Annotated in this window: 16 protein-coding genes; 7 read left to right on the top strand and 9 right to left on the bottom strand. The window is 34.2% G+C overall.

The features are described 5' to 3' along the window. Positions 1–85 precede the first annotated feature (85 nt). Entirely contained in the window at positions 86–907 is an 822-nt protein-coding gene (locus KFZ70_RS07000; RefSeq protein ID WP_158293184.1) for a lysylphosphatidylglycerol synthase domain-containing protein, read from the top strand. Continuing rightward, positions 904–2,028 (top strand): glycosyltransferase, encoded by a 1,125-nt coding sequence (locus KFZ70_RS06995; RefSeq protein WP_139695712.1) that lies wholly within the window; start codon positions 904–906, stop codon positions 2,026–2,028. The genes KFZ70_RS07000 and KFZ70_RS06995 overlap by 4 nt, the downstream gene beginning before the upstream one ends. On the opposite strand, the gene KFZ70_RS06990 is transcribed toward KFZ70_RS06995, so the two are convergent. Then, complete coding sequence (locus KFZ70_RS06990) at positions 2,029–2,505, bottom strand: hypothetical protein (protein WP_139695714.1); 477 nt, start codon at positions 2,503–2,505, stop codon at positions 2,029–2,031. A gap of 117 nt (positions 2,506–2,622) precedes the next feature. Between KFZ70_RS06990 and KFZ70_RS06985 the strand changes: the two genes are divergently transcribed. Next, complete coding sequence (locus KFZ70_RS06985; protein WP_139695716.1) at positions 2,623–3,126, top strand: DUF456 domain-containing protein; 504 nt, start codon at positions 2,623–2,625, stop codon at positions 3,124–3,126. A 244-nt stretch (positions 3,127–3,370) separates the two neighbouring features. On the opposite strand, the gene KFZ70_RS06980 is transcribed toward KFZ70_RS06985, so the two are convergent. The 4 genes from KFZ70_RS06980 to KFZ70_RS06965 form a co-directional block, all read right to left on the bottom strand. Further along, entirely contained in the window at positions 3,371–4,045 is a 675-nt protein-coding gene (locus KFZ70_RS06980) for a response regulator (RefSeq protein WP_139695717.1), read from the bottom strand. Positions 4,046–4,054: 9 nt separating this feature from the next. Further along, complete coding sequence (locus KFZ70_RS06975; RefSeq protein ID WP_139695719.1) at positions 4,055–6,073, bottom strand: sensor histidine kinase; 2,019 nt, start codon at positions 6,071–6,073, stop codon at positions 4,055–4,057. A 103-nt stretch (positions 6,074–6,176) separates the two neighbouring features. After that, positions 6,177–6,323, bottom strand: a complete 147-nt coding sequence (locus KFZ70_RS06970) for a hypothetical protein (protein WP_158293185.1) — start codon at positions 6,321–6,323, stop codon at positions 6,177–6,179. Between the two features lie 352 nt (positions 6,324–6,675). Next, positions 6,676–7,680 carry a LacI family DNA-binding transcriptional regulator gene (locus tag KFZ70_RS06965; RefSeq protein ID WP_139695721.1) on the bottom strand — a complete coding sequence of 335 codons (1,005 nt, stop codon included), beginning with the start codon at positions 7,678–7,680 and terminating at the stop codon, positions 6,676–6,678. 252 nt (positions 7,681–7,932) lie between these two features. Between KFZ70_RS06965 and KFZ70_RS06960 the strand changes: the two genes are divergently transcribed. Continuing rightward, positions 7,933–10,452, top strand: coding sequence for an outer membrane beta-barrel family protein (locus KFZ70_RS06960; RefSeq protein WP_139695723.1), 2,520 nt, complete (start codon positions 7,933–7,935; stop codon positions 10,450–10,452). Between the two features lie 104 nt (positions 10,453–10,556). Here KFZ70_RS06960 and KFZ70_RS06955 read toward each other — a convergent pair whose 3' ends face one another. Genes KFZ70_RS06955 through KFZ70_RS06940 form a run of 4 tightly spaced genes read right to left on the bottom strand, consistent with a single transcriptional unit; the run spans position 10,557 to position 14,527 of the window. Then, a complete protein-coding gene (locus KFZ70_RS06955) occupies positions 10,557–11,648 on the bottom strand; it encodes an acyltransferase family protein (protein WP_139695725.1) in 1,092 nt (363 codons plus the stop codon). Positions 11,649–11,651: 3 nt separating this feature from the next. Next, positions 11,652–12,980 carry a sugar MFS transporter gene (locus tag KFZ70_RS06950; protein ID WP_139695727.1) on the bottom strand — a complete coding sequence of 443 codons (1,329 nt, stop codon included), beginning with the start codon at positions 12,978–12,980 and terminating at the stop codon, positions 11,652–11,654. Between the two features lie 24 nt (positions 12,981–13,004). Then, positions 13,005–13,727 carry a LytTR family DNA-binding domain-containing protein gene (locus tag KFZ70_RS06945; RefSeq protein WP_139695729.1) on the bottom strand — a complete coding sequence of 241 codons (723 nt, stop codon included), beginning with the start codon at positions 13,725–13,727 and terminating at the stop codon, positions 13,005–13,007. Beyond that, complete coding sequence (locus KFZ70_RS06940) at positions 13,727–14,527, bottom strand: sensor histidine kinase (protein WP_233244019.1); 801 nt, start codon at positions 14,525–14,527, stop codon at positions 13,727–13,729. Before KFZ70_RS06940 ends, KFZ70_RS06945 begins: the two co-directional genes overlap by 1 nt. A 470-nt stretch (positions 14,528–14,997) precedes the next feature. On the opposite strand from KFZ70_RS06940, the gene KFZ70_RS06935 reads away from it, so the two are divergent. The 3 genes from KFZ70_RS06935 to nagB all read left to right on the top strand — a co-directional run bounded on the left by KFZ70_RS06935 (position 14,998) and on the right by nagB (position 21,732). Next, on the top strand, positions 14,998–18,105 hold the full coding sequence (locus KFZ70_RS06935) for a SusC/RagA family TonB-linked outer membrane protein (RefSeq protein ID WP_139695731.1): 3,108 nt from the start codon (positions 14,998–15,000) through the stop codon (positions 18,103–18,105). Between the two features lie 5 nt (positions 18,106–18,110). Beyond that, positions 18,111–19,688 carry a RagB/SusD family nutrient uptake outer membrane protein gene (locus KFZ70_RS06930; RefSeq protein ID WP_139695733.1) on the top strand — a complete coding sequence of 526 codons (1,578 nt, stop codon included), beginning with the start codon at positions 18,111–18,113 and terminating at the stop codon, positions 19,686–19,688. Positions 19,689–19,842: 154 nt separating this feature from the next. Then, positions 19,843–21,732, top strand: a complete 1,890-nt coding sequence (gene nagB, locus KFZ70_RS06925; protein ID WP_407516205.1) for a glucosamine-6-phosphate deaminase — start codon at positions 19,843–19,845, stop codon at positions 21,730–21,732. Positions 21,733–21,801 lie beyond the last annotated feature (69 nt).

Raw genomic sequence — 21,801 nt, 5'->3', positions numbered from 1 at the left:
CGTCTGCTGTTTATTTTTCATTTATCACAGGCTCACTAATAATACCTTACCCTTTTCCTATTTTATTGAATCAACTATAAGCCATATGGATGTTTCGTTCTTTGGAATTTGCGTTGTTGTCGGATTGTCTGTATTAAATTGGTTTTTAGAAATAGTAAAATGGAAAATCTTAGTCAGTGGTGTTAAGAAAACGCGCTTTAGTAGTGCATTACATCAAAGTTTAGGCGCTCTTACAGCATCCTTGTTTACACCAAACAGAATTGGTGAATATGGAGCAAAAGCCCTTTATTTTACAGCAGATTTAAGAAAGCGTATTGTACTGATTTCTATTTTGGGCAACCTCCTTCAAATGGGAGTCACCTTGTGTTTTGGGGTTTTAGGATTTACCCTCCTGTTTTTTAATTTCAATTTTAAAACAAATTTAGCATCGTTCGTTTGGGCTCCTTTTTTACTCTTCATTATCATTTTGCTTTCATTGTTTTTACTTAAAAAAAGTAACATTTCAATCAAAGGGGTTTCATTAAAAACATGGGTTACTCACGTAACTCATTTTTCAAAAATCAGATTGCGAAAAGCCATAGTATTATCTATTGCTAGATACATTACCTTCACCTCTCAATTCTTGTTCTTATTACTGCTTTTCAACCTAAATATTGATTACATCTATGCTTTGAGTTTAATAGCACTCACTTACTTATTGGCTTCTGTTATACCATCTATCTTCATTTTTGATGTTGTAGTAAAAAGCAGTGTAGCCGCTTATTTATTTTCACTTGCGGGTATATCCGAAACCCCTATTGTTTGTATCACGACCATAATGTGGCTACTTAATTTTGTATTGCCCAGCTTATTTGGAAGTTACTGTATTATGCAATTTACCTTTCCTAAAAAAAGCCAACTCATATGATTATTTTCTGCCTAAGTATCACATTGGGTTATTTGGCTTTAATGGGCAGCCTGATTTACGGTTTCAATAGAACAAAACCATTTAATCCACCAGAAGTTCAACCAAAAACCAAATTTTCTATAGTCATTCCTTTTAGAAATGAAGCTCAAAACTTACCCCAACTCATAGCATCTATACAAGGTTTAAACTACCCGAAAGAGCTGTTTGAACTTATTTTGGTTGACGATGATTCTTGTGACACCTCAGAAGGAATTATAAACCAATTACTACAAGATTCTGTCCTGCATTGGAAAACTATTGCAAACAACAGGCAATCAAAATCACCTAAAAAAGATGCCATTACAACCGCTATAAGTGTAGCAAAAAACAACTGGATTATAACGACAGATGCCGATTGTATTTTACCAAAATACTGGCTAAACAGCTTTGATACCTATATTCAAAATACAGGTGTTTCTTGTGTAATTGGTCCCGTAACTTATTTAGAGCAAAACACGTTGTTAAACAGGTTTCAAATATTAGACTTGCTAAGCCTTCAAGGTGCTACCATGGGGGCTTTTGGACTTAAACAACCCTTTTTATGCAACGGAGCCAATTTTGCCTACAAAAAAACATTATTTAATGCCGTTGAAGGGTTTAAAAATAATGACCGTATTGCTAGTGGTGATGATGTCTTTTTATTAGAAAAAATGGCTCAAAACAATCAAAAAAATATAGGGTTCTTAAAAAACAAAGCGGGTATTGTACGAACAAATGCCGAATCATCCCTAATAGGTTTAATCAACCAGAGATTACGGTGGGCGTCAAAAACCGGAGCCTACACTAGTGTATTAGGCAAAGGAACAGCCCTTATCGTTTTATTTATGAACATGCTGATAATCATTACTTTTTTATTGGCAGTTCTATCACTTTTCCCTTTAGAAATGTTTTGTTTAACAGTTCTTATAAAAACTACAATAGATTTTATACTACTTTATAAAACAGCCCTATTTTTTAATCAAAAGCATGTCTTAAAAAGTTATCTGTGGTCCCTATGCGTATATCCTATTTTTTGCTCTTTTATTGCTATAACCTCTTTGTTCTCTTCATACACCTGGAAAGAACGCTCGTTTAAAAAATAATTAATACACCTGAATGATGACTGGCAAACTAAATCTTGCTTTCACATGCTGACCTCTTTTTATAGCTGGAAATATCTTTGGCATACCATGTAAACTTTCATTCAAAATGGTTTCAATATCTGGAATTTCTTCTCGTGTTATGTCATCCATTTCAGCTTGTAATAAAGTTAGTTTTCCTGAAGTTGAAACCTCAAAATCTAAATGTAAGGTATCATCAATATCTTGAGTAACTACAATGATTTCGTTTTTCAAATGATGCGTAATTTGATTTACAATTGTGGTTTGAAAACAGGTTATTCTATCTGCTTTTGTTGCGGAAGAATCACAAACAGAAAAACTAGGATATGCATCAACATCGTTCCAATTAAAAGTTTTTAACTCTTCTTTTAAAATGGCTTCTGAAGTGGTCTTTTTAACCTTGAAATTCTCACAGGAATACAGGGTAAAAAAAACAATAAAAACCAGATATTTCTTCATGGACTAAAACTGAAACCGAAAAGTACAATTTTAATCCAATATTTTAAACTATGACAACTATGTATTTGTAACTATTTTAGGCATATAACGTCATACAAATAAAATTCTTCTTAACCTATGGATATTCTTTTAACAATTATTGCTTTCATTTTAATGATTCTTGGCATACTTGGTAGCTTTTTACCTATTTTACCTGGACCGCTTACCAGTTGGTTTGGACTGCTCATACTTCATTTTACAAAGGCTATTTCAATGAACATGTCGTTTTTAATTATTACTCTAATAATAGCGCTACTTATTTTGATTTTAGACTACATTATTCCTGCCATAGGTACAAAACGTTTTGGAGGCTCAAGATATGGAATAATAGGCACTACTATTGGCTTAATTGTTGGACTACTAGCCCCAATACCTGGGGGTATCATTATTGGGCCCTTTTTAGGCGCTCTGATTGGCGAGTTAATAAATAGCAACAACACAAGAATAGCAACAAAGGCTGCTTTTGGTTCTTTCATTGGGTTTTTAACCTCAACATTTATAAAGTTTGCTGTGTCTATAATTTATTTTGGCCTTTGGATTGGAATTGTAATAGACCATAGCTCAGCGTTGTTCATCCTATAAAAAAGAACCCCGTGGGTCTCTCACCTCCACGGGGTTTGTAAATTGCTATTATCAACAAAAAATTGAGGGATTAATTAATTTTCTGAAGTGTTGATATACAAATATATTTATTATGATTGTTTTTGAACTGCGGGAAACCCGCAACAGTATTACGGGTAAAAGGTAGAATCTAGATATAACGTACCTTTCAAGCTTCCAAAAAAAGTAGATTAATTTCCATTTAGCATAACTTTAACACAACCTATCACACAAAACCTTGTTTTCGGGCTCGATCCAGTAGTGTTTCGTCTTGACCATCGGTCACATCAAAAATATCTCTAAGCTGTTTTTTTCGCTTCTCAATGGCACTCAGAGAAATATCTAAATGGGATGCTAAATTTTTAGTTTTTACGCCTTGTGATAGTAAATATAAAATCTTTCTATTTTTATCATCAATAACAATATCACTCGTTATTGTTTTTCTGATATAACTGTTCACCGTACCGCTATAAAATGGCGGGTTATTCAACACTGCTTGAAATGCACTAGCTAATTCGCTTGAGGTTAAATCACTTTTTATTAAAAACCCTTCGGGGTCTATAGTTTTTATGATATTATGAATTCTAAACGCTTCATTAAACATAGTAAGAATTATAATTTTTGTGCTCGGCAGAATCTTACGTGCATACTCTGCCAAATCTTCTCCTGAACTCATTGTACCATCTGTAGATGGTGGAAGACTGATATCTACAAACAAAATATCATAAAGCCATTCGCTTTGAACCGATTTATCCATAAACGCTACAGCCTCATCACAATTGTTAGCTATATCAATAAACAACTCCTGATTATCTTTCTTGGTAAATTGTAGTGTATTTTGATACCCCTCAATAATCATGGGGTGATCATCAATCATAAGTATTCTTAATTTTTCAGTCATATGATAAAATTATTGAAATGGAGCTTCAATGGTCACTGTTGTTCCTTTATTTATTTCCGATTTTATATTAATATGCCCTTCTATTTCATTAACTCTTGCCTTCATGTTTTTCAACCCAATACCGCTTTTAGATTTATTAACATCAAACCCAGAGCCATTGTCTGCAACGATTAGGCAAATTACATTTTTTTTCAATTTAAATCTAATACTTACTTGGGTTGCTTGTGCATGTTTATAGATATTGTGGAGAATTTCCTGAATGATTCTATATATATGAATTTTTCCTCTGTTCGACATATTGTCCCAATTAATAGCGTCGTCATGCACTAAATTGTATTCTAAACCATAAGCCAAAGTTTGTGTTTCAACTAAGGTTTTTATGATGTCAATAAACCCAGAACCAGAAACAAAATCAGTATTAAGTTCGTGCGATACTTTTCTAATATCTTCCTCAATAGCTTTTAATCCTTCAATGTACTGACTTCTGGTCTTAACCGCTTCAGGACTATTATTCATATTTAAACTATCTAAACTTAATCGCGTTCCAAAAAGGCGCCCTAACACACCGTCATGCAACTCTTGTGAGATTCGTTTTTTTTCTAGTGTTCGAGCTTCTTCAATGGTTTCGTTTTGAGACAGCATAAGGTTATAAATCTCTTCATTGGCTTCTTGTTGCTTTTGAACAAATTGAAGCTCTCTGTTTTTATTCCTTTGAATAATAACCATATATAATAGGAGCGATGCAATGACAACCACCACCGAAATGATAAAGAGCCAAGTACGCTCTCTAGCTATTTCAATATTCTCCTGTTCAATTTTGTCAGTTTCAAACTGAATTCGGGCAAACTTATTTCTAATGGTTCGCTCATTCTTTATAATACTATCATAAAGCGTAACATAGGCATCGTAATGTTTTACAGCTATGCTATCTACTTCAACTTTTGACAGGATTAACAACGATTCCAGCAAATAGTCTGTATAATTAGGTTCTGATAACTCTTTGGCACGATAGGCATAATATTTGGCTGAATCTGGCCGCTTCTTTTTATGATAATATTCGGCTAAATGTTGATTGATGACTATAGTATTGAAAGTCTTCCCAATACTATCAGAAATATGTAAAGCTTCTAGGAATAAATGTGGTAGTTGACTATAATCACCAGATAAGAACAGATTAAATGCATAATTATCTAGCACTACGGCATAAAAATCTGGGCGCTCATGAATTAAGTTTTCATTCTTTAGTATTTGTTGGTAATAGTAATCTGCTTTATCAAATTGTTCAGAATGATTATACGCATTGGCTAAATTATTCTTTTGGTTATCAATTGTGGCTCTATTATCACCTTGAAGTTCATCTTTAACTTCAAGCGCCTTTAAATTATATTCAATAGACTCTTCAAATTGACCAAGTTCTTTAAACACCAAACCTAAATTGTTGTAAAAATAAGACTTGTATTTTTTTACAGTTTCGGTTTCTTCTAGTTGATCCAATAAAGATAATGCCTTTACACAAGTTAACTCGCTTCCCGTATAATCCTTATCATTTTTTTGAAGAAGCGCTATATCTAAAAGAATAACTGCAGTATTGAAGTTATCCCCTAGTGCTTTAAATAATTTCTCAGCTTTGATATCATAATAGTAGGCACTATCAGTAGATTTATTATAATAGTAATACCCGAGATCTTTACTTATCTGCGCTAATGCAAGAGAGTCTTGAATCTCTTTTGCCAATTTTAAGGCTTTATGATTATATCTTAAAAATAAGCGATTGTCTTTTTTACTTCCATAAAGCGAAGACAAAACCCTATTACTTTTTATACGTAAGGAGTCTATTTTATAAGTTTCAGATAGTTTTTTTGCACGAAGCGCAAAATCAAGCTTAGTTTCAAAGGCGTCTAAGGTGTTGCTTTCTGCTTTCAACAAATAATCTACAATACTGTCTACAACAGGATTTGCAACTTCTTGAGCAGAAGACACAACAGCCAATAAAAAGAATAAAATAAAAAATTTGAAATTCAATGCCATACCATATGAATCTCAAATGTATTTATAATTTTTTAATTTTCTTAAAAAGCCAAAGCCTATATCTGCAGATATAGGCTTTGGCTTTTATTTTTTAGCATGAAGATTATCTCTCTTCAATATCTCCACTTTTGTAGTATGATTGTGTGTCTGGTTCAACAAGTACATCATCTTCAGTTAAATCTTGTTTGGTACAAGAGGTTAATGATGCAAATAATACGGCTAAAATTAAAGTAACTTTTAGGGCTTTCATGATAATTCGGTTTTTAAGGTTAATACAGTTTTTCTTTATGTTTTTTAAATCATTTAAATACAATATGATTCTGGCTTTGAAATACAAAACCACAAACGAGGGAAAAAATGGATAATTAACTTTAAAAATTGAATACACTAAAGCGCACCAACTTTTTCAATATGTTTTGAGGGAATTTGACCAAAGGTCAAAAAATTGAATGGATTAACTTTCTTAAACCAACTTAGGGATATAATTTGGGGTCGCTCGTTTAAGAGCAACTAATATATGACAAAAAGCTATTGTTGTAAAATTTTCATCGATAAAATACTTTTTTAATCGATGAAATACATATTATCGACGAAACGATTGACTAAAGTGTAGACTTATTTTTAACCAAACTGGTTTTAACTATTGTAGTTTTATAATTCTCTGTTGGGTGCACACTTTGAATTCTATTGATTAGCATTTCAGCAGCTTTCGCACCAATAGCTTTGGCGTGCTGACGAATGGTTGTTAATCTAGGCAAGGTATGAAACGAATCACTCTTACTAGCATAAGCAATTACTGAAATATCCTTTGGCACTTTTAATCCGAAATTTATAGCAGTATTAAGTGCTATAATACCAGCAGAACTATCTGCTGCTACAATACCATCAATTGATTTATGTTTCTTAAAAAAGGATTTAATCTTTTTTTGCTTATCATCCTTATTCTTAATTTTTAAAACCAAAGGTTCCATAACACCTTCTTCAAGTATGGCCTTTGAGTATCCATGACGCCTTAATTTGCCAACACTTAAGCCATTGATGTTCGTAATAAACGCAATTTTTTTTCGCTTCTCGGCAATTAACGCTTTTGTGGCATTGTAAGTAGACTCAAAATCGTCAACTATGACTTTATCGCATAACACATCATTAGCTACACGATCAAACATAACAACAGGAAGTCCTTGATTAATGGTTCTTTTAAAATGATCAATCGCGTTACTTGCTTGCGATTCTTCTGCTATTGATAGTATAAAACCATCAACACTTCCGTTAGCTAATAGCTGTAAACTTTCTTTTTCCTTATCTAAAGATTCATTTGATATACAAGTTATGATATTATAACCTTGTTTGGTGGCCTCCCTTTCTATACCGTAAAGTACTTTGGCTAAAAAGTGATTTAGTATATTAGGAATAATTACTCCTATGGTTTTGGTTTTATTTTGTTTTAAACTAAGCGCAACTTTATTTGGCTTGTAGTTATATAACTCTGCCAATTCTTTTACGCGTCTGGCTGTTTCCACTCCTATTTCATCACTATTATTTAAAGCTTTTGATACCGTAGAAATAGAAACGTTTAATTCTTTTGCCAGTTGTTTTAATGTTACCATAAAGTGTAATCGTGAATTATATCTGCGTAATTTACAAAAATAGTTTTTTCATTAACTTTTTTATAAAAAATATTATTAGTTCCTCATTTCATACCTCAATCTAATCCTAAAAATGTAAAAAGCAAACATTATACTAAAAACAGATTAAACCTTTGCAGTATTCTATAGTCAGTCATATAGTAAAATCTATAAATATTTTATTCATACTTTTGCACGTTGAAAATTAAAAGACTTAACCTTTATTAAACTCCCATGATTAAAAATGTAATCTGTTTATTCTTCTTATGTTTTGTAGGCATTGGCATATCAAATGCACAGAGAGGAAGCGTTTCTGGAAATATCATTGATGACGAAACTAATGTTCCGTTAGAATACGCCACTATAGCCCTGTATTCTAATAAAGATAAATCTTTAACTACGGGAGTTATTAGTCAAGAGGATGGTCGTTTTAACATTGACAATATAAAAAGGGGGAGTTATTATTTGCAACTTTCGTTTATGGGGTATGATACCAAAACGATTAATAACATTGAAATAACTAATAAAAATCTAGATATTAATTTAGGAACGATCAAACTTGCCTTAAACAGTGATGAACTTGATGAGGTTTTGGTGAAATCCAAACGAAATACCGTAGTTAATAAAATAGATAGACAAGTATACAATTCCAACGCGTTTCAAAATACCAAAGGGGGTTCTGCAACAGATATCATTAAAAATTTACCTTCTGTAAGTGTTAATAGCTTAGGTGAAATTAGTGTACGAGGAAGCCAAGGATTTGTATTGCTTATTGATGGAAAGCCCATTCAAGGCGAAGCTTCGGTTTTTCTTAATCAAATTCCTGCAAACGCCATAGAACGTGTTGAAATGATTACAGCACCATCTGCAAAATATGACCCTGAAGGAAAAGCTGGAATTTTAAATATCATCTCTAAAAAAGGTGCTCTTAATGGCAATTTTGCTCAAATCAATATTAGTGCGGGTCTGCCTTCTATTGAAGATTACGATAATAAAGAGGCCGCTCAGCGTTATGGCTTTGATGGTATTTACAATATTAGAAAAGAACTCTGGAATATTTCTTTAGGAGCCAATTACCAGCGTAAGGACATTAGCGGAAGACGTGAAGGTTATGTGTATACCATTGTAGATGATGTATTTACAGAATTCCCTTCTGATGGTGAACGCAGCTTTGATGAAGAAAACTATTCTGGACGTTTTACTGTTGATTATACACCCAATGACAACAATGCCTTTTCTTTTGGTTTTTACGCCGGAAAACGTGAAAAAGCAAGGACGGCCGACATTCTATATCACAATCAAGCGTATCCCGTAGACGATGAAGACAACAAAATATTTGAACTCACATATTTTAATGAAAACTTAAGAATAAGAAAAGGAGATTTTATTTTAGGAAGTTTTGATTATGCACATACATTTAAAAACGAGTCTAAACTATCATCATCAATTTTATACGAGTATACACAGCTAGGCGCCCCAACAACAAACAAAAATTTGAATTATCCGGATACTGAAAATGTAATTCAAGATGAATATAATACTAATGACAACCCTTTAAATGGGTTTAGAGGACAGCTAGATTATGTTTTAAAACCTTTTGACTTTGGAACCCTTCAAACGGGATACCAATTTAGAACACTTAACAACCGAGGGGATTTCTTTTATGGTAGACGTTATGACTACAATGACGATTTTGAACGAGTAGATCTATTTTCTAGCGATATTAAACTAAAACGAAACATCCATTCTGTTTACGGACAACTAGATGGCTCTGACGATAACTGGGAATATTCAGCTGGGTTAAGATTAGAGTTATTAGATAGAGAATTATTTTTAGCAGATAAAGCAGGCACCACCGAAGAAGAATTAAACTATAGCTATGAAAAACTATTTCCCTCAGCCACTTTAAAATACAATTTCACTGAAAAGTCTTCTTTAAAAGCGTCGTACAGTAAGCGTGTTGAAAGACCTTCAGCCTTTAAACTAAATCCGTTTAGGGAGCGTGAGCATTCTGAAACCTTAGAGCAAGGTGATAAAACTTTACTACCTGAGTTTATTGACTTAGTTGAAGTCGGTTTTACCAAAAAATTTAAAGAGTCTAGTTCTTTTTTTATAACAGGTTACTTTAGAAATGTACAAAACTTAGTAAACCGTGTTAATAAAATTTATGACGGTCCTCCTATTGACCCGAACGACCCAAGATTTGATAATGTTGTTTTAGATAGGATTTACTCTAATGTAGGCACAGGCCGTTCTTTAGGAGTTGATCTTGGAACCAATATTAATGTGGGGGACAATTGGAATAATTTCCTTGGCGCCAACGTTTACCATTACACCATTGATGGCGCATATAATGGTAAAAAAATAGACACTAAAGCCACGCAATTTTCCATAAATGCCAATAGCACCTATGATCTTTCTGACACCGCTTCGCTTCAGTTTACATTCAATTATTTATCTGAAAGAAAAACAGCTCAAGGTGAGGATGCTCGGTTCTATTCGCCCAATTTAAGCTTTAAAAAAAGCTTTTTAGATAATCAACTGGTACTAACCGCACAATGGCAAAACATAGATATGGGGCTGTTAAGCACCAATGAGCAACGTATCACCACTTGGGAACCTGGTGAGTTTTTTACCACCACCAATTATGTTTATGAGGTAGATGTTGTCATGCTCAATCTGTCTTACACCTTCAAAAACACAAAAAACAAATCGAAATTCATTGATAGTGAATTCGGTAAAAAAGAATTTTAAAACATAGAAAAAGGGAAGTGATTAAGTTTACTTCCCTTTTTCATTCATCACTCAACACTTAAAAATAACTCTTAAAAAGTAAATGGTAGTGGTAGACAAAAACACTATACCTTAATAAAAATCTTCTTTTTAAACATAAAATAAGCTAGCAAACTATAAAATACACAAACCGAAAATGCGTAAAGCAAGGAAGAGGTCCTCAAGTCTATAAACTTATACATAAATAGGTTGTGATAAAGCCATCCATGTAAGTTGTATGTTTCATCAATTTTAATAAGATACATACACTTTGAAATGAAACTGGATAAAAAATATAAGGTAATAGCATTCATACCAACATATTTAAATATAGGTGGGAATTGAATATTTTTAACATCACTTAAATAATAAATCAAAGCCAAGAACAGACAGCCCCAACCTGTACTAACCAATACAAAACTACTACTCCAAATGGCTTTATTTATAGGGAATACCACGTTAAAACTATATCCCAAAATCAACAGCAAAACAGCTATTATGAATAATATACTTAGCTGCCCAAACCGATCTAAAAGTCTACCTATTAAAACCCCAAAAAGACAACTTACTATTGAGGGTAAGGTACTCAACAACCCTTCGGGATCATAATCGGGTTGCCACATGTGATACCTCAAAACTTTTAGATCTATATAATTCACCCAATTATGGGTGGCTCTTTCAAAGGTTGGAGCTGTTCCATCTGGTAAAGGCATAAACCCAAGAAACAACCAATACCCAAGCAAAATAGATACACAAATTCCCAGTAGTACTTTCCAATTAAAATTTAAGTACAACACTGATGCTATAAAAAACACCACCCCTATACGCTGAAGCACACCAGGAAATCGTAATGTTTCTATATCAACTACAAAAGGAAAATAAGGAGTAAAGAGGTTTAAAAACAGTCCTAAACCTACTAACTTTAAACTCCTTATGCCTATCTTTTTGTAAACAGAACCACCAGTCTTTTTATTCTTGTAAGCGAAATAAATAGAAATTCCTACAATAAAAAGAAAGAAGGGAAATATTAAATCTGTTGGGGTTAAACCATGCCAAGGTGCATGCAATAATGGCGCATATACATGATCCCAGTCGCCAGGTGTATTGACCAAAATCATAGCTATAATAGTAAACCCTCTGAGAATGTCGACAGATTGAATACGCTTTTTTCCAACCATAACTTACTTCTGCTTCAAGCCTACTTTATGTCCGTAAAATGCATAATACAAAATAATGATATAACAAGGCAAAAGTATCCAATACCCAAATGAGGCTGCTTGAGATGTAGCTGTAACCTCCTCTAAACCAGTTACCATCAATTGCGTTTTTTTACTATCAACCAAAGCGCCATAAAGCGGAGGAATAATAGCTCCCCCGGAAATTGCCATGATAAGTAACGCTGATGCCGTTTTTGTAAACTGCCCCAGTCCATTTAATGCTAGCGGCCAAATAGCCGGCCAAACCAATGCATTAGCGATACCGAGTGACGCTACAAAAAGCACTGAAGTAAATCCACTTGTAAAAACAATACAAAAAGAAAAGAAAATACCTAAAATGGCACTGCATTTTAAGGCAAAGGACTGACTGATATACTTAGGAATTAAAAATACGCCAAGCGCATACGTTGCTACCATAGCCATAAGCGTAAAGAGCGTAAAAAACTTGGCCTCGCTCGCTGGAATATCTAAAGAAATACCATATGCAATTATTGTATCACCCGCTACCACCTCAACACCTACATACACAAATAGAGCCAATACCCCTAACCACAAATGTGGAAATTGAAAGATACTAGACTTTGTTTTTTCTCCAGACACGGTTTCTTCAATCGGTTTTGCTTCCACATGAGGTAAAGGTGCTTTTCTTATCAATAAACCCAGTAAAACAAGCACCACTGCCATGGCTATGTACGGTGTAACCACGCTATCGGCCATTGTATTTAACAGACTTGCTTTTTCAGAATCATCAACTAAACTTAATTTCGCTTTAATTTCGTCAATGCCAGCCAACAATATAGCTCCAAAAATAACTGAGCCTAAAGCACCTGCCACTTTGTTGGCAATACCCATAATAGCTATGCGTTTTGCGGCACTTTCAATTGGTCCTAAAATAGTAATGTATGGATTTGATGCCGTTTGAAGTAGGGTCATACCAGCTCCTTGTATAAAAATAGCCAATAAAAACATCCAATAAGTTCTAGCTTCAGCTGCTGGAATAAATATTAATGCCCCTAAAGCCATAATAATTAACCCTAAGGACATGCCTTTTTTATAGCCTATTTTATTAATGATATATGAGGAAGGTAATGCCATAACCACAAAGGAAATATATGACGCTGATGCCACTAAATAAGATTGTGCATCGGTCAATTCGTTTATGGTTTTCATAAAAGGAATCAAGGCTCCATTAATCCAAGTTACAAAGCCGAAAATAAAAAACAAACCAGCAATTATAATTATAGGCACTAAAGTATTCTGTGCAGGTTTTTTAGTTGATTGATCAGTATTCATAGTATTAATTTGTTCTAGTTAATGTTAGTTTTCTTTATCTTCATTTATATTGAAAATGCGTTCTTTAGCATGTTTTACATAGTTTCTGCCAATTGGTATTTTTCGGTTAGCAATTTCAACGGTATTGCCTTCCAAAGCGCTTACTTTATTAATAGAAACCGTGTAAGACCTATGAATTCTCATAAAGTTAGATTGTGGTAACTCTTCTGTAATGGCCGATAATGATTTGTGCACAACATAATCTCCAAGCGTTGTAATCACCTTTATATAATCCTTTAAACTTTCTATGTACCGTATATCATTTAGATTTACTTTTACTAGTTTTTTATTAACCTTCAAGAAAATGTGCGGTTCTTGATGTAAACTCGCATCAGAGGCGGTGCTATTAACATATACCTGTTGGTATATTTTATTGACTGTTTTTAAAAATCGATTAAACGGAATAGGTTTTACCAAATAATCTAAAACATTCATTTCAAAGCTTTTCACCGCATATTCTCTGTACGCTGTAGTTATTACAATAAGTGGCTTATAACTCAAATTGTCAATGAATGAAAAACCCGTCATTTGTGGCATATTGATGTCTAGAAAAATAACATCTATTTTTTCCTGTTCTAAAACACGATAGGCTTTTAACGGATTATTAAATGTTTCAACCACCTCAATATGATCAAAGTTCTTTAAATGATCTTCAATAACCGTTATTGCTAAAGGTTCGTCATCAATAATAAGGCACTTTATCTTCATTATATTGGGATTTTTAAGTAAAGTTTATACATATCTCCTTCCACTTTTGAATTAAGAATAAAATTGTTTGAGTAAAGCAAATTTAGTCTTCGCATGGCATTTTCATTTCCTATTCCCGAGAATGAGTCTTGAGCTACGTCAGGATTAAAATTATTCTCTAAGGAGAATTCAAGATATCCCTTTAACACATTAAAACTCATATCGATTTTTAAACAGTCATTGGCCTTCATGCCATGCTTAAAACAATTTTCAACAAATGAGAGTATCAAAAGTGGAGGCACTTGAACATCTTCAATATTTCCTGTAATATCCATATTGGTTTCAACCCTATCTTTAAACCTTAAATGCTCTATGTCTATATAATTATTGATATGCGTAATTTCATTAATCAAATCTACTTTAGAGCCATCAATATTATAGAGTACATACTGCATCATTTCAGATAGCTTAATCACCAATTTAGGAGCATCTTCAGATTTTTGAAGGGTTAAAGCGTACAAATTATTTAATGTATTGAAAAAGAAATGAGGCTGTATTTGAGTATGTAAATATTTAAGCTCTGTACTTAACTGCAACTGTGCCAAATCTTCATTCTTCTTTTTTTCTAAAAACCATTCAACCACAAATTTTATTGCTGTTACAAATGATATCACATACAACTCACCTAAAATAACGGCAATAATATAATTGATATCAAAAAAACTAGATGGTAATTGAGACTCTGGAAAAACTTCTTCTGTAACTAATACATAATTTAATGCTGTTCTAATAACATAAACCAATGCTAAAATCACTAACATGATAAAAACATACCTTTTATAGCGTTTCCTAAGAATGAATTTTGGTATTAAATAAAAGATGTTTCCATAAACAATAATAATATGTATGGCGAATTCTACAACATTGGATTTGAATGAATATACATAATCATTAAAGTAACTCCCCCAACGTAACACGTTAAAAATGAAGTATGCCAACCAAAATATCACATGATATTTAATGGGTATAGTAGTTCCTATTTTTTGTTTTGAAAACAGAATAATTCTTAAATTTTAAAGGTTTTACGTATAAATTTTATAACAATACACAGCAATTTTAGTGATATATTCATTAATTAGCAATAAAAATAGCAATAGTTTATTTCGTAAAAATCACTCATCGAAAATTAAATGTTGTCTATGTGTAAAACGATGTCGTTTATATAATTTTTTTTAAAACAAATTTATTTATAGATAGTTTGGCTCAACTAAAAAAACAAAATAATCAAATTATGAAACAAAACTTACAAACACTTTTCTTGTTTTCTTTCTTACTATTGACTGTTCAGTTTTCATTCGGACAGGAAAAAGAGATTAAGGGAACAGTAACTTCAAAAAGTGACGGTTTTCCCCTTCCCGGAGTTAATGTGACCGTGCAAGGCACAACCAATGGGGCTCAAACAGATTTTGATGGCAATTATACACTTACCGTTAATGTAGGTGATGTATTGCACTTTTCTTACTTAGGAATGACTTCTGTAGACGTAACAGTTGGAGCATCAAACACCATTGATGTAATGCTTGAAGAAGATGCTGAACAACTAAACGAAGTTGTTGTAACTGCCCTTGGTATAAAAAAGGAAAGAAAAACGCTCACCTATTCTGCTCAAGATGTAAAAGGCGATGATCTTACCAAGGTAAAACAGGTAAACCCTATAAATAGCTTATCTGGTAAGTCTGCTGGCTTAACCATTACAAGAAGTTCATCGGGTGCTGGTGGGGCAACAAAAGTTGTTTTAAGAGGTAACTCTTCAACCACTAATAATGACCCGCTCTATGTTATTGATGGTGTGCCTATGTTGAATAATGGTAATGGCCAAAACGGAGAAACCCCAGGAACCAACATATTTGGTAGTCAAACAGGAAATCGTGATGGAGGTGATATCACCTCTTTAATTAACCCTGATGATGTTGAAAGTATGACTGTTTTAAAAGGTGCTTCTGCTGCTGCACTATATGGTAGTCAAGGTGCTAACGGTGTTATTCTAATTAATACTAAAAGCGGAAAAGAAGGAAAATTGAGTGTAAATTTCAATTCAACCTTTACTGTTGACAATGTGGTTTCCTTACCTAAATTACAAACTGAATACCAATCAAATTCAGTAGGACAACCCATTGACGAAAATGGCAATGTATCAGATCCTAAATCATGGGGGACAAAAGCAAGTGGTTTATCAAATACTGTTGATGACTTCTTTGAAACAGGTATTACAACCATTAATTCTCTATCGTTAAGTGCTGGAAATAAAAAGGCACAGACCTATTTCTCTTACGCCAATACGTCAGCTACTGGAGTCATGCCAGAAAATCGTTTAAACAGAAATGTGTTAAACTTAAGAGAAACGGCTAGCTTTTTAAATGAAAAAATTAACGTATCTGCAAACATCACCTTATCTGACCAAAGAATCTGGAACAGGCCTGGGAATGGTTTATACTCAAACCCACTAACAGGTTTGTATCTTAACCCTGTGGGTATTGATTTAAACAATTACAAAAACTTTGAATATTTCAATACAGCAACCAATATGATGGATCAATATGCTACGTCATTTGATGAAAATATTCAGCAAAACCCTTACTGGTTAATTTACAGAAATCCAAGTAAAGATATTGTGCAACGTGCATTGGCAAGTGTTAGTGTAAAATATCAAATTACAGATGCGTTCGCCTTACAATCAAGAGGTAGTTATGACAAATCTTTCTTTACTTATGACAAAAGATTATATGCTGGTAGTGATCCTACTTTTGTTCCTAACACAGGAAGATACCAACTTGAAAAAACTGAAAACACACAACAATATTTAGACTTAATTGCTACTTATAACCGTGCTATTTCAGAAGATTTCGATTTTGGTTTAACCTTAGGAACAAGTCTTACCAAATATAAAATTGGAGATCAAATATCATTAGACTCAGGGCCTGAAGGCTTAAAATTCCCTAATGAGTTTACTATTGCAAATTTTGAATCTTCAAATGGCATCATGCAGCAAGTAGGCAACAGAGAAGTACAATCTGTTTTTGGAGCCGCAAACATTGGTTACAAAGGCATGTTATTCTTAGATATTACGGGTAGAACAGACTGGTCTTCAACACTGGTTAATACAGACTCTAAATCGTTCTTTTACCCATCTGTTGGTTTAACTAACATAATAACAGAGACATTTAAAATGCCAGAATCAGTATCTTTTGCTAAGGTAAGATTGTCTTATGCTGAAGTAGGAAAAGATATTCCGGTATATGCTACAGTACCTAGAAGAACTATTGGAACAACCAATTCAGGAGGTACCATAGGATCTGCAAATCAAGCTACATTTGCACCTAGAGAAGGCGAAACACTTAAACCTGAAAGACAAAAGTCTTTTGAAATAGGTACAGAATGGCGTTTCTTAGGAAACAGACTTGGTATAGATTTCACGTACTATGATTCTTCTACTGAAAATCAAATATTCTATATTGATGCACAACCAAACATTGAAGGATATGTTCAAAATATTGTAAACGCCGGTGAGATTTCAAACAAAGGTATTGAGTTAGTCCTTAACGGAAAACCTATTGTTAATGACAACTTTAAATGGAATACAGCCTTAAACTTTGCTCAAAACACGAACAAAGTAGTATCCGTTCATCCATCACTTGAAAATGGCGAAGCTATTTTAACCGCTCCTGGTGTAAATGGTTATGGTTATTCACTTGTTGAAGGTGAAGATTTCGGTAGCATCAAAGGACGTTCTGTGGTAAGAAATGAGAATGGATTACCTGTAGTGACTGATGACGGAAACGGAAACTTAACTATTGAAGCTACAGAATTTCAAACCATAGCTCACGCACAACCTGATTTCACCTTAGGCTGGAATAACTCATTTGATATCAAAAACTTTACAATCAATTTTTTAGTTGATGGAAAATTTGGAGGTAATGTAGTGAGTGTCACCGAAGCGGTAAATGATTTTTATGGTGTATCTCAAGCAACAGCTGACGCCAGAAACAACAATGGTGGCCTAATCAATGTAGTGACTACCGATGGTAATGCAACTACAATGACAGCACAAGACTACTATACTAAAACAGCTGGCAGAGCTGGTTTACTTGGTGAATATGTGTATGATGCAACTAACGTAAGTTTAAGAGAATTATCAATAGGATACACCTTACCAAAGTTTAGTGACTTTTTTGAATCTATCAAGTTATCACTCATTGCAAACAACTTGTTTTTCATCTATAAAGATGCTCCTTTTGATCCAAACATTGCATCCAGTACAGGTATAGGATTACAAGGTGTTGACATCTATGGCCAACCTTCTACAAGAAGTATAGGATTAAACATTAACGTAAATTTCTAAGAAAAATGAAGAATATATATAAATACCTACTAGCTTCTGTAATTATAATCAACTTTACAAGTTGTACTAGTGATTTTGAAAAGATAAACACCGATCCTCACGGTATTAGCGAAGAGAGCTTAACACAAATGAATAACAATGTTGGCAATGAGTTTGGCCCCATGTTTTTAAATGTGTTTAATGTAACTCCAGCATGGAATTTCCAGTTGCAACAAAACTTAATAGGTGATGTATACTCAGGGTATATGACCCCTCCCACACCATTTGCTGGAAATGTAAATAACATGACCTATGCCTTAGTTGATGGTTGGAATGGATTTCCTTGGAGTGACGCCTATGGAAGCATTATGCCACAAGCTCTAAATGTAAAAAATGCCGTAGCATTAGGAGGTGATCCTGACGGTATTAAGTTTGTGTATTTAGCAAACATTATAAAGGTGACTGCTATGCATCGTGTATCAGACATCTACGGCCCTATTAGATACACTAAGTTTGATGATTTTGCTACAACTGGTGAATACGACTCTCAGGAAGTGGCATACAATGCGTTCTTTAATGATTTAACAGAAGCCATTGATGGCTTAAAAGCCTATGAAGGGGATGTGCAATTTATCCCTTTTGACATGTCTGACTTCGAAGGGGATATTGCTTCTTGGAGACAATTTGCTAACAGTATCAGATTGCGCTTAGCCATCCGCGTATCTAAGGTAAATCCTGCTTTAGCTAAAACACAAGGCGAATTAGCTTTAGCTAGTGACGCTGGTTTAATGGAATCAAACAATATGGTAATCAACACTGGATTTCCACATCCACTTACGGTTATTAGTGGTTCATGGGGAGATATTAGAATGGGCGCCGAAATGGAATCTATTTTAACAGGATATAATGACGGAAGAATTGAAACGTATTTCACTCCATCTGAGGATGAAAGTTTGGCTGGTGATTACAAAGGTATTAGAATGGGTATTGATATTGACGCTAAAGGGCAATATGGTGATCATGCGGCTATTGGCGGTGTTATTGATGGTGAAACTATGACCTGGATGACCGCTGCCGAAGTGCATTTCTTGAAAGCTGAAGCTGCCCTAAGAGGTTGGGCTGGTGCTGGAGACGCCAAAGCAAATTATGAAGCTGGAGTTACGGCATCCTTCGCACAACACGGTGTTTCAGGTATTGCTGATTATTTAGCCGATAACACCAGTACACCTGCCGATTTTGTTGATGCCTTAAATGCAACAAATGATATTGCGTACGCCAGTGATGTAAAAATTGCTTATAACGATGCTGGCACACTTGAAGAGCAACTAGAACAAATCATTACACAGAAATGGATTGCTATGTTCCCTGACGGACAAGAAGCTTGGTCTGAATTTAGACGTACAGGCTACCCAAGAATCTTTCCTGTGGTTGTGAATAATAGTGGAGGAACTATTGATACTAATACTCAAATTAGAAGAATCAATTTTGTTCAAAACGAAAAAAACACCAACGGAGAAAATGTTGAAGAAGCCATTGGTTTCTTAAATGGTCCAGATACTGGAGGCACACGTCTTTGGTGGGACACTGGAGCATCAAACTTTTAGTTTAAGTTGAATTGTAAATAGAGTTTAGTTTGTGGTTGTGCAAGCGGAAGACTTCGGTTTTTCGCTTGCTTAAACTAAAACAAGAGATAAAAAAGAAAAAACTGTAGCCGTGAAAATTACCGACAATAAAAATATAGCATATACAAAAGCTGGTATGTTTGAAGAGACTCGCTTTGAAAAAATACATAATGTTATTTTCAAAGAATCAAAAGAAGCGTCCATTCTTGTTGCTCAAGAAATAGCCACTTTAATTCGTGAAAAAGAACAACAAAATCAACCTTGCGTTTTAGGTTTAGCCACAGGTTCTTCTCCCATAAAAGTGTATGAAGAATTAGTAAGAATGCATAAAGAAGAAGGTCTGAGTTTTGCCAACGTAGTTACTTTCAACTTAGATGAATATTACCCCATGGACAAAGGCAATATTCAAAGTTACTTCTATTTCATGCATGAACATCTATTTAATCATATTGATATTCTTCCTGAAAATGTAAACATCCCTAACGGCACAGTAAGCTCAGAAGACTTATACCAATATTGTATTGATTACGAAATGAAAATCAAATCTTACGGCGGTCTTGATTTTCAATTACTAGGGATAGGACGAACAGGACATATTGGATTTAATGAACCTGGTTCTCATTACAATTCAGGCACCAGAAGTATCACTCTAGATCATATTACCCGTGTGGATGCCGCACCAGCTTTTTTGGGTATTGAAAACGTTCCTAGAAAGGCCATAACTATGGGAATTGGTACCGTGATGGGTGCAAAACGTATCATTCTTTTAGGCTGGGGAGGTAATAAAGCTGAAATTCTTAAAAAAACAATTGAAGGTGAAATTACTTCTGAAGTTCCGGCTACCTATTTACAGAATCATGATAATACCACGTTTGTCATCGATGAAGCAGCAGCTGCTGAACTTACCAGAGTAAAAACCCCTTGGCTAGTAACAAACTGTGTTTGGGAAGAATCATTAAAACTTAAAGCCGTTGTATGGCTCAGTGAACGCACCGAAAAGCCTATTTTAAAACTTACCGACAAAGACTATAATAACAATGGCATGTCTGGCCTTTTAACTGAGGAAGGCACAGCCTATGATTTAAACATTAAAATGTTTAACAAGCTTCAGCATACCATTACGGGGTGGCCAGGAGGCAAACCCAATGCTGATGATTCTAACAGACCCGAACGTGCTAGTATTCCCAAAAAACGTGTCATAATTTTTAGCCCGCATCCCGATGATGATGTTATTTCAATGGGAGGTACTTTTGACCGATTAGTGGAGCAAGGCCATGAGGTACATATTGCTTACCAAACCTCTGGAAACATAGCTGTTTCAGATGAAGAAGCTTTGAAGTTTGCTGAAATCACACAAGCTCTTTGTCCCGATTGCGAAGAAACCCAAAGCATTATAAATTTTCTTAAAATAAAAACCGATAATGATATTGACTCGGTTGAGGTACGTCAATTAAAAGGATTAATCAGAAGAAGTGAATCGCTGGGTGCTACAAGATACTTAGGGTTGAAAGATGAGAATGTACATTTTTTGGACCTCCCATTTTACGAAACGGGTACTATCAAAAAGAATAACATCTCACAAGCAGATATTGAAATCATGTGCAACTTAATAGAGACTATTAAACCTCATCAAATTTATGCCGCTGGAGACTTAGCCGATCCGCATGGCACGCATAAGGTCTGCTTAGATACACTATTTGAAGCTCTAAAAGTTTTAAAACCTAACACCTACATGAATGATTGTTGGGTATGGCTGTACAGAGGTGCTTGGCATGAATGGGAGTCTTACCAAATTGAGATGGCTGTTCCTATGAGTCCAGATCAAGTACTGCGAAAACGCCATGCTATTTTCTACCACCAGTCTCAAAAAGATGGCGTTATGTTTCAAGGGGGAGATTCGCGAGAATTTTGGGTACGTGCAGAAGACAGAAACAGATTAACAGCAAAAAAATACAATGATTTAGGACTGGCAGAGTATGCCGCTATTGAAGCCTTTAAACGGTATTTATTTTTAAAACGACTATGAAAGTACTTATGTTATTTCTTTTTAAGTATAGCACTATATAGCTGCCACCAAAAACAAGTATCAACCCAC

The sequence above is a fragment of the Allotamlana fucoidanivorans genome (genome assembly GCF_045788535.1).
GTDB lineage: Bacteria > Bacteroidota > Bacteroidia > Flavobacteriales > Flavobacteriaceae > Allotamlana > Allotamlana fucoidanivorans.
Note: the sequence above shows the minus strand (reverse complement) of the source record. Positions and strands in the feature narration are given on the sequence as shown.

Bases quoted from the DNA above. Each gene is read 5' to 3' on its own strand.
- KFZ70_RS07000 (WP_158293184.1), top strand. From the start codon at position 86: ATGGATGTTTCGTTCTTTGGAATTTGCGTTGTTGTCGGATTGTCTGTA.
- KFZ70_RS06995 (WP_139695712.1), top strand. From the start codon at position 904: ATGATTATTTTCTGCCTAAGTATCACATTGGGTTATTTGGCTTTAATG.
- KFZ70_RS06990 (WP_139695714.1), bottom strand. From the start codon at position 2,505: ATGAAGAAATATCTGGTTTTTATTGTTTTTTTTACCCTGTATTCCTGT.
- KFZ70_RS06985 (WP_139695716.1), top strand. From the start codon at position 2,623: ATGGATATTCTTTTAACAATTATTGCTTTCATTTTAATGATTCTTGGC.
- KFZ70_RS06980 (WP_139695717.1), bottom strand. From the start codon at position 4,045: ATGACTGAAAAATTAAGAATACTTATGATTGATGATCACCCCATGATT.
- KFZ70_RS06975 (WP_139695719.1), bottom strand. From the start codon at position 6,073: ATGGCATTGAATTTCAAATTTTTTATTTTATTCTTTTTATTGGCTGTT.
- KFZ70_RS06970 (WP_158293185.1), bottom strand. From the start codon at position 6,323: ATGAAAGCCCTAAAAGTTACTTTAATTTTAGCCGTATTATTTGCATCA.
- KFZ70_RS06965 (WP_139695721.1), bottom strand. From the start codon at position 7,680: ATGGTAACATTAAAACAACTGGCAAAAGAATTAAACGTTTCTATTTCT.
- KFZ70_RS06960 (WP_139695723.1), top strand. From the start codon at position 7,933: ATGATTAAAAATGTAATCTGTTTATTCTTCTTATGTTTTGTAGGCATT.
- KFZ70_RS06955 (WP_139695725.1), bottom strand. From the start codon at position 11,648: ATGGTTGGAAAAAAGCGTATTCAATCTGTCGACATTCTCAGAGGGTTT.
- KFZ70_RS06950 (WP_139695727.1), bottom strand. From the start codon at position 12,980: ATGAATACTGATCAATCAACTAAAAAACCTGCACAGAATACTTTAGTG.
- KFZ70_RS06945 (WP_139695729.1), bottom strand. From the start codon at position 13,727: ATGAAGATAAAGTGCCTTATTATTGATGACGAACCTTTAGCAATAACG.
- KFZ70_RS06940 (WP_233244019.1), bottom strand. From the start codon at position 14,527: ATGTTAGTGATTTTAGCATTGGTTTATGTTATTAGAACAGCATTAAAT.
- KFZ70_RS06935 (WP_139695731.1), top strand. From the start codon at position 14,998: ATGAAACAAAACTTACAAACACTTTTCTTGTTTTCTTTCTTACTATTG.
- KFZ70_RS06930 (WP_139695733.1), top strand. From the start codon at position 18,111: ATGAAGAATATATATAAATACCTACTAGCTTCTGTAATTATAATCAAC.
- nagB (WP_407516205.1), top strand. From the start codon at position 19,843: ATGTTTGAAGAGACTCGCTTTGAAAAAATACATAATGTTATTTTCAAA.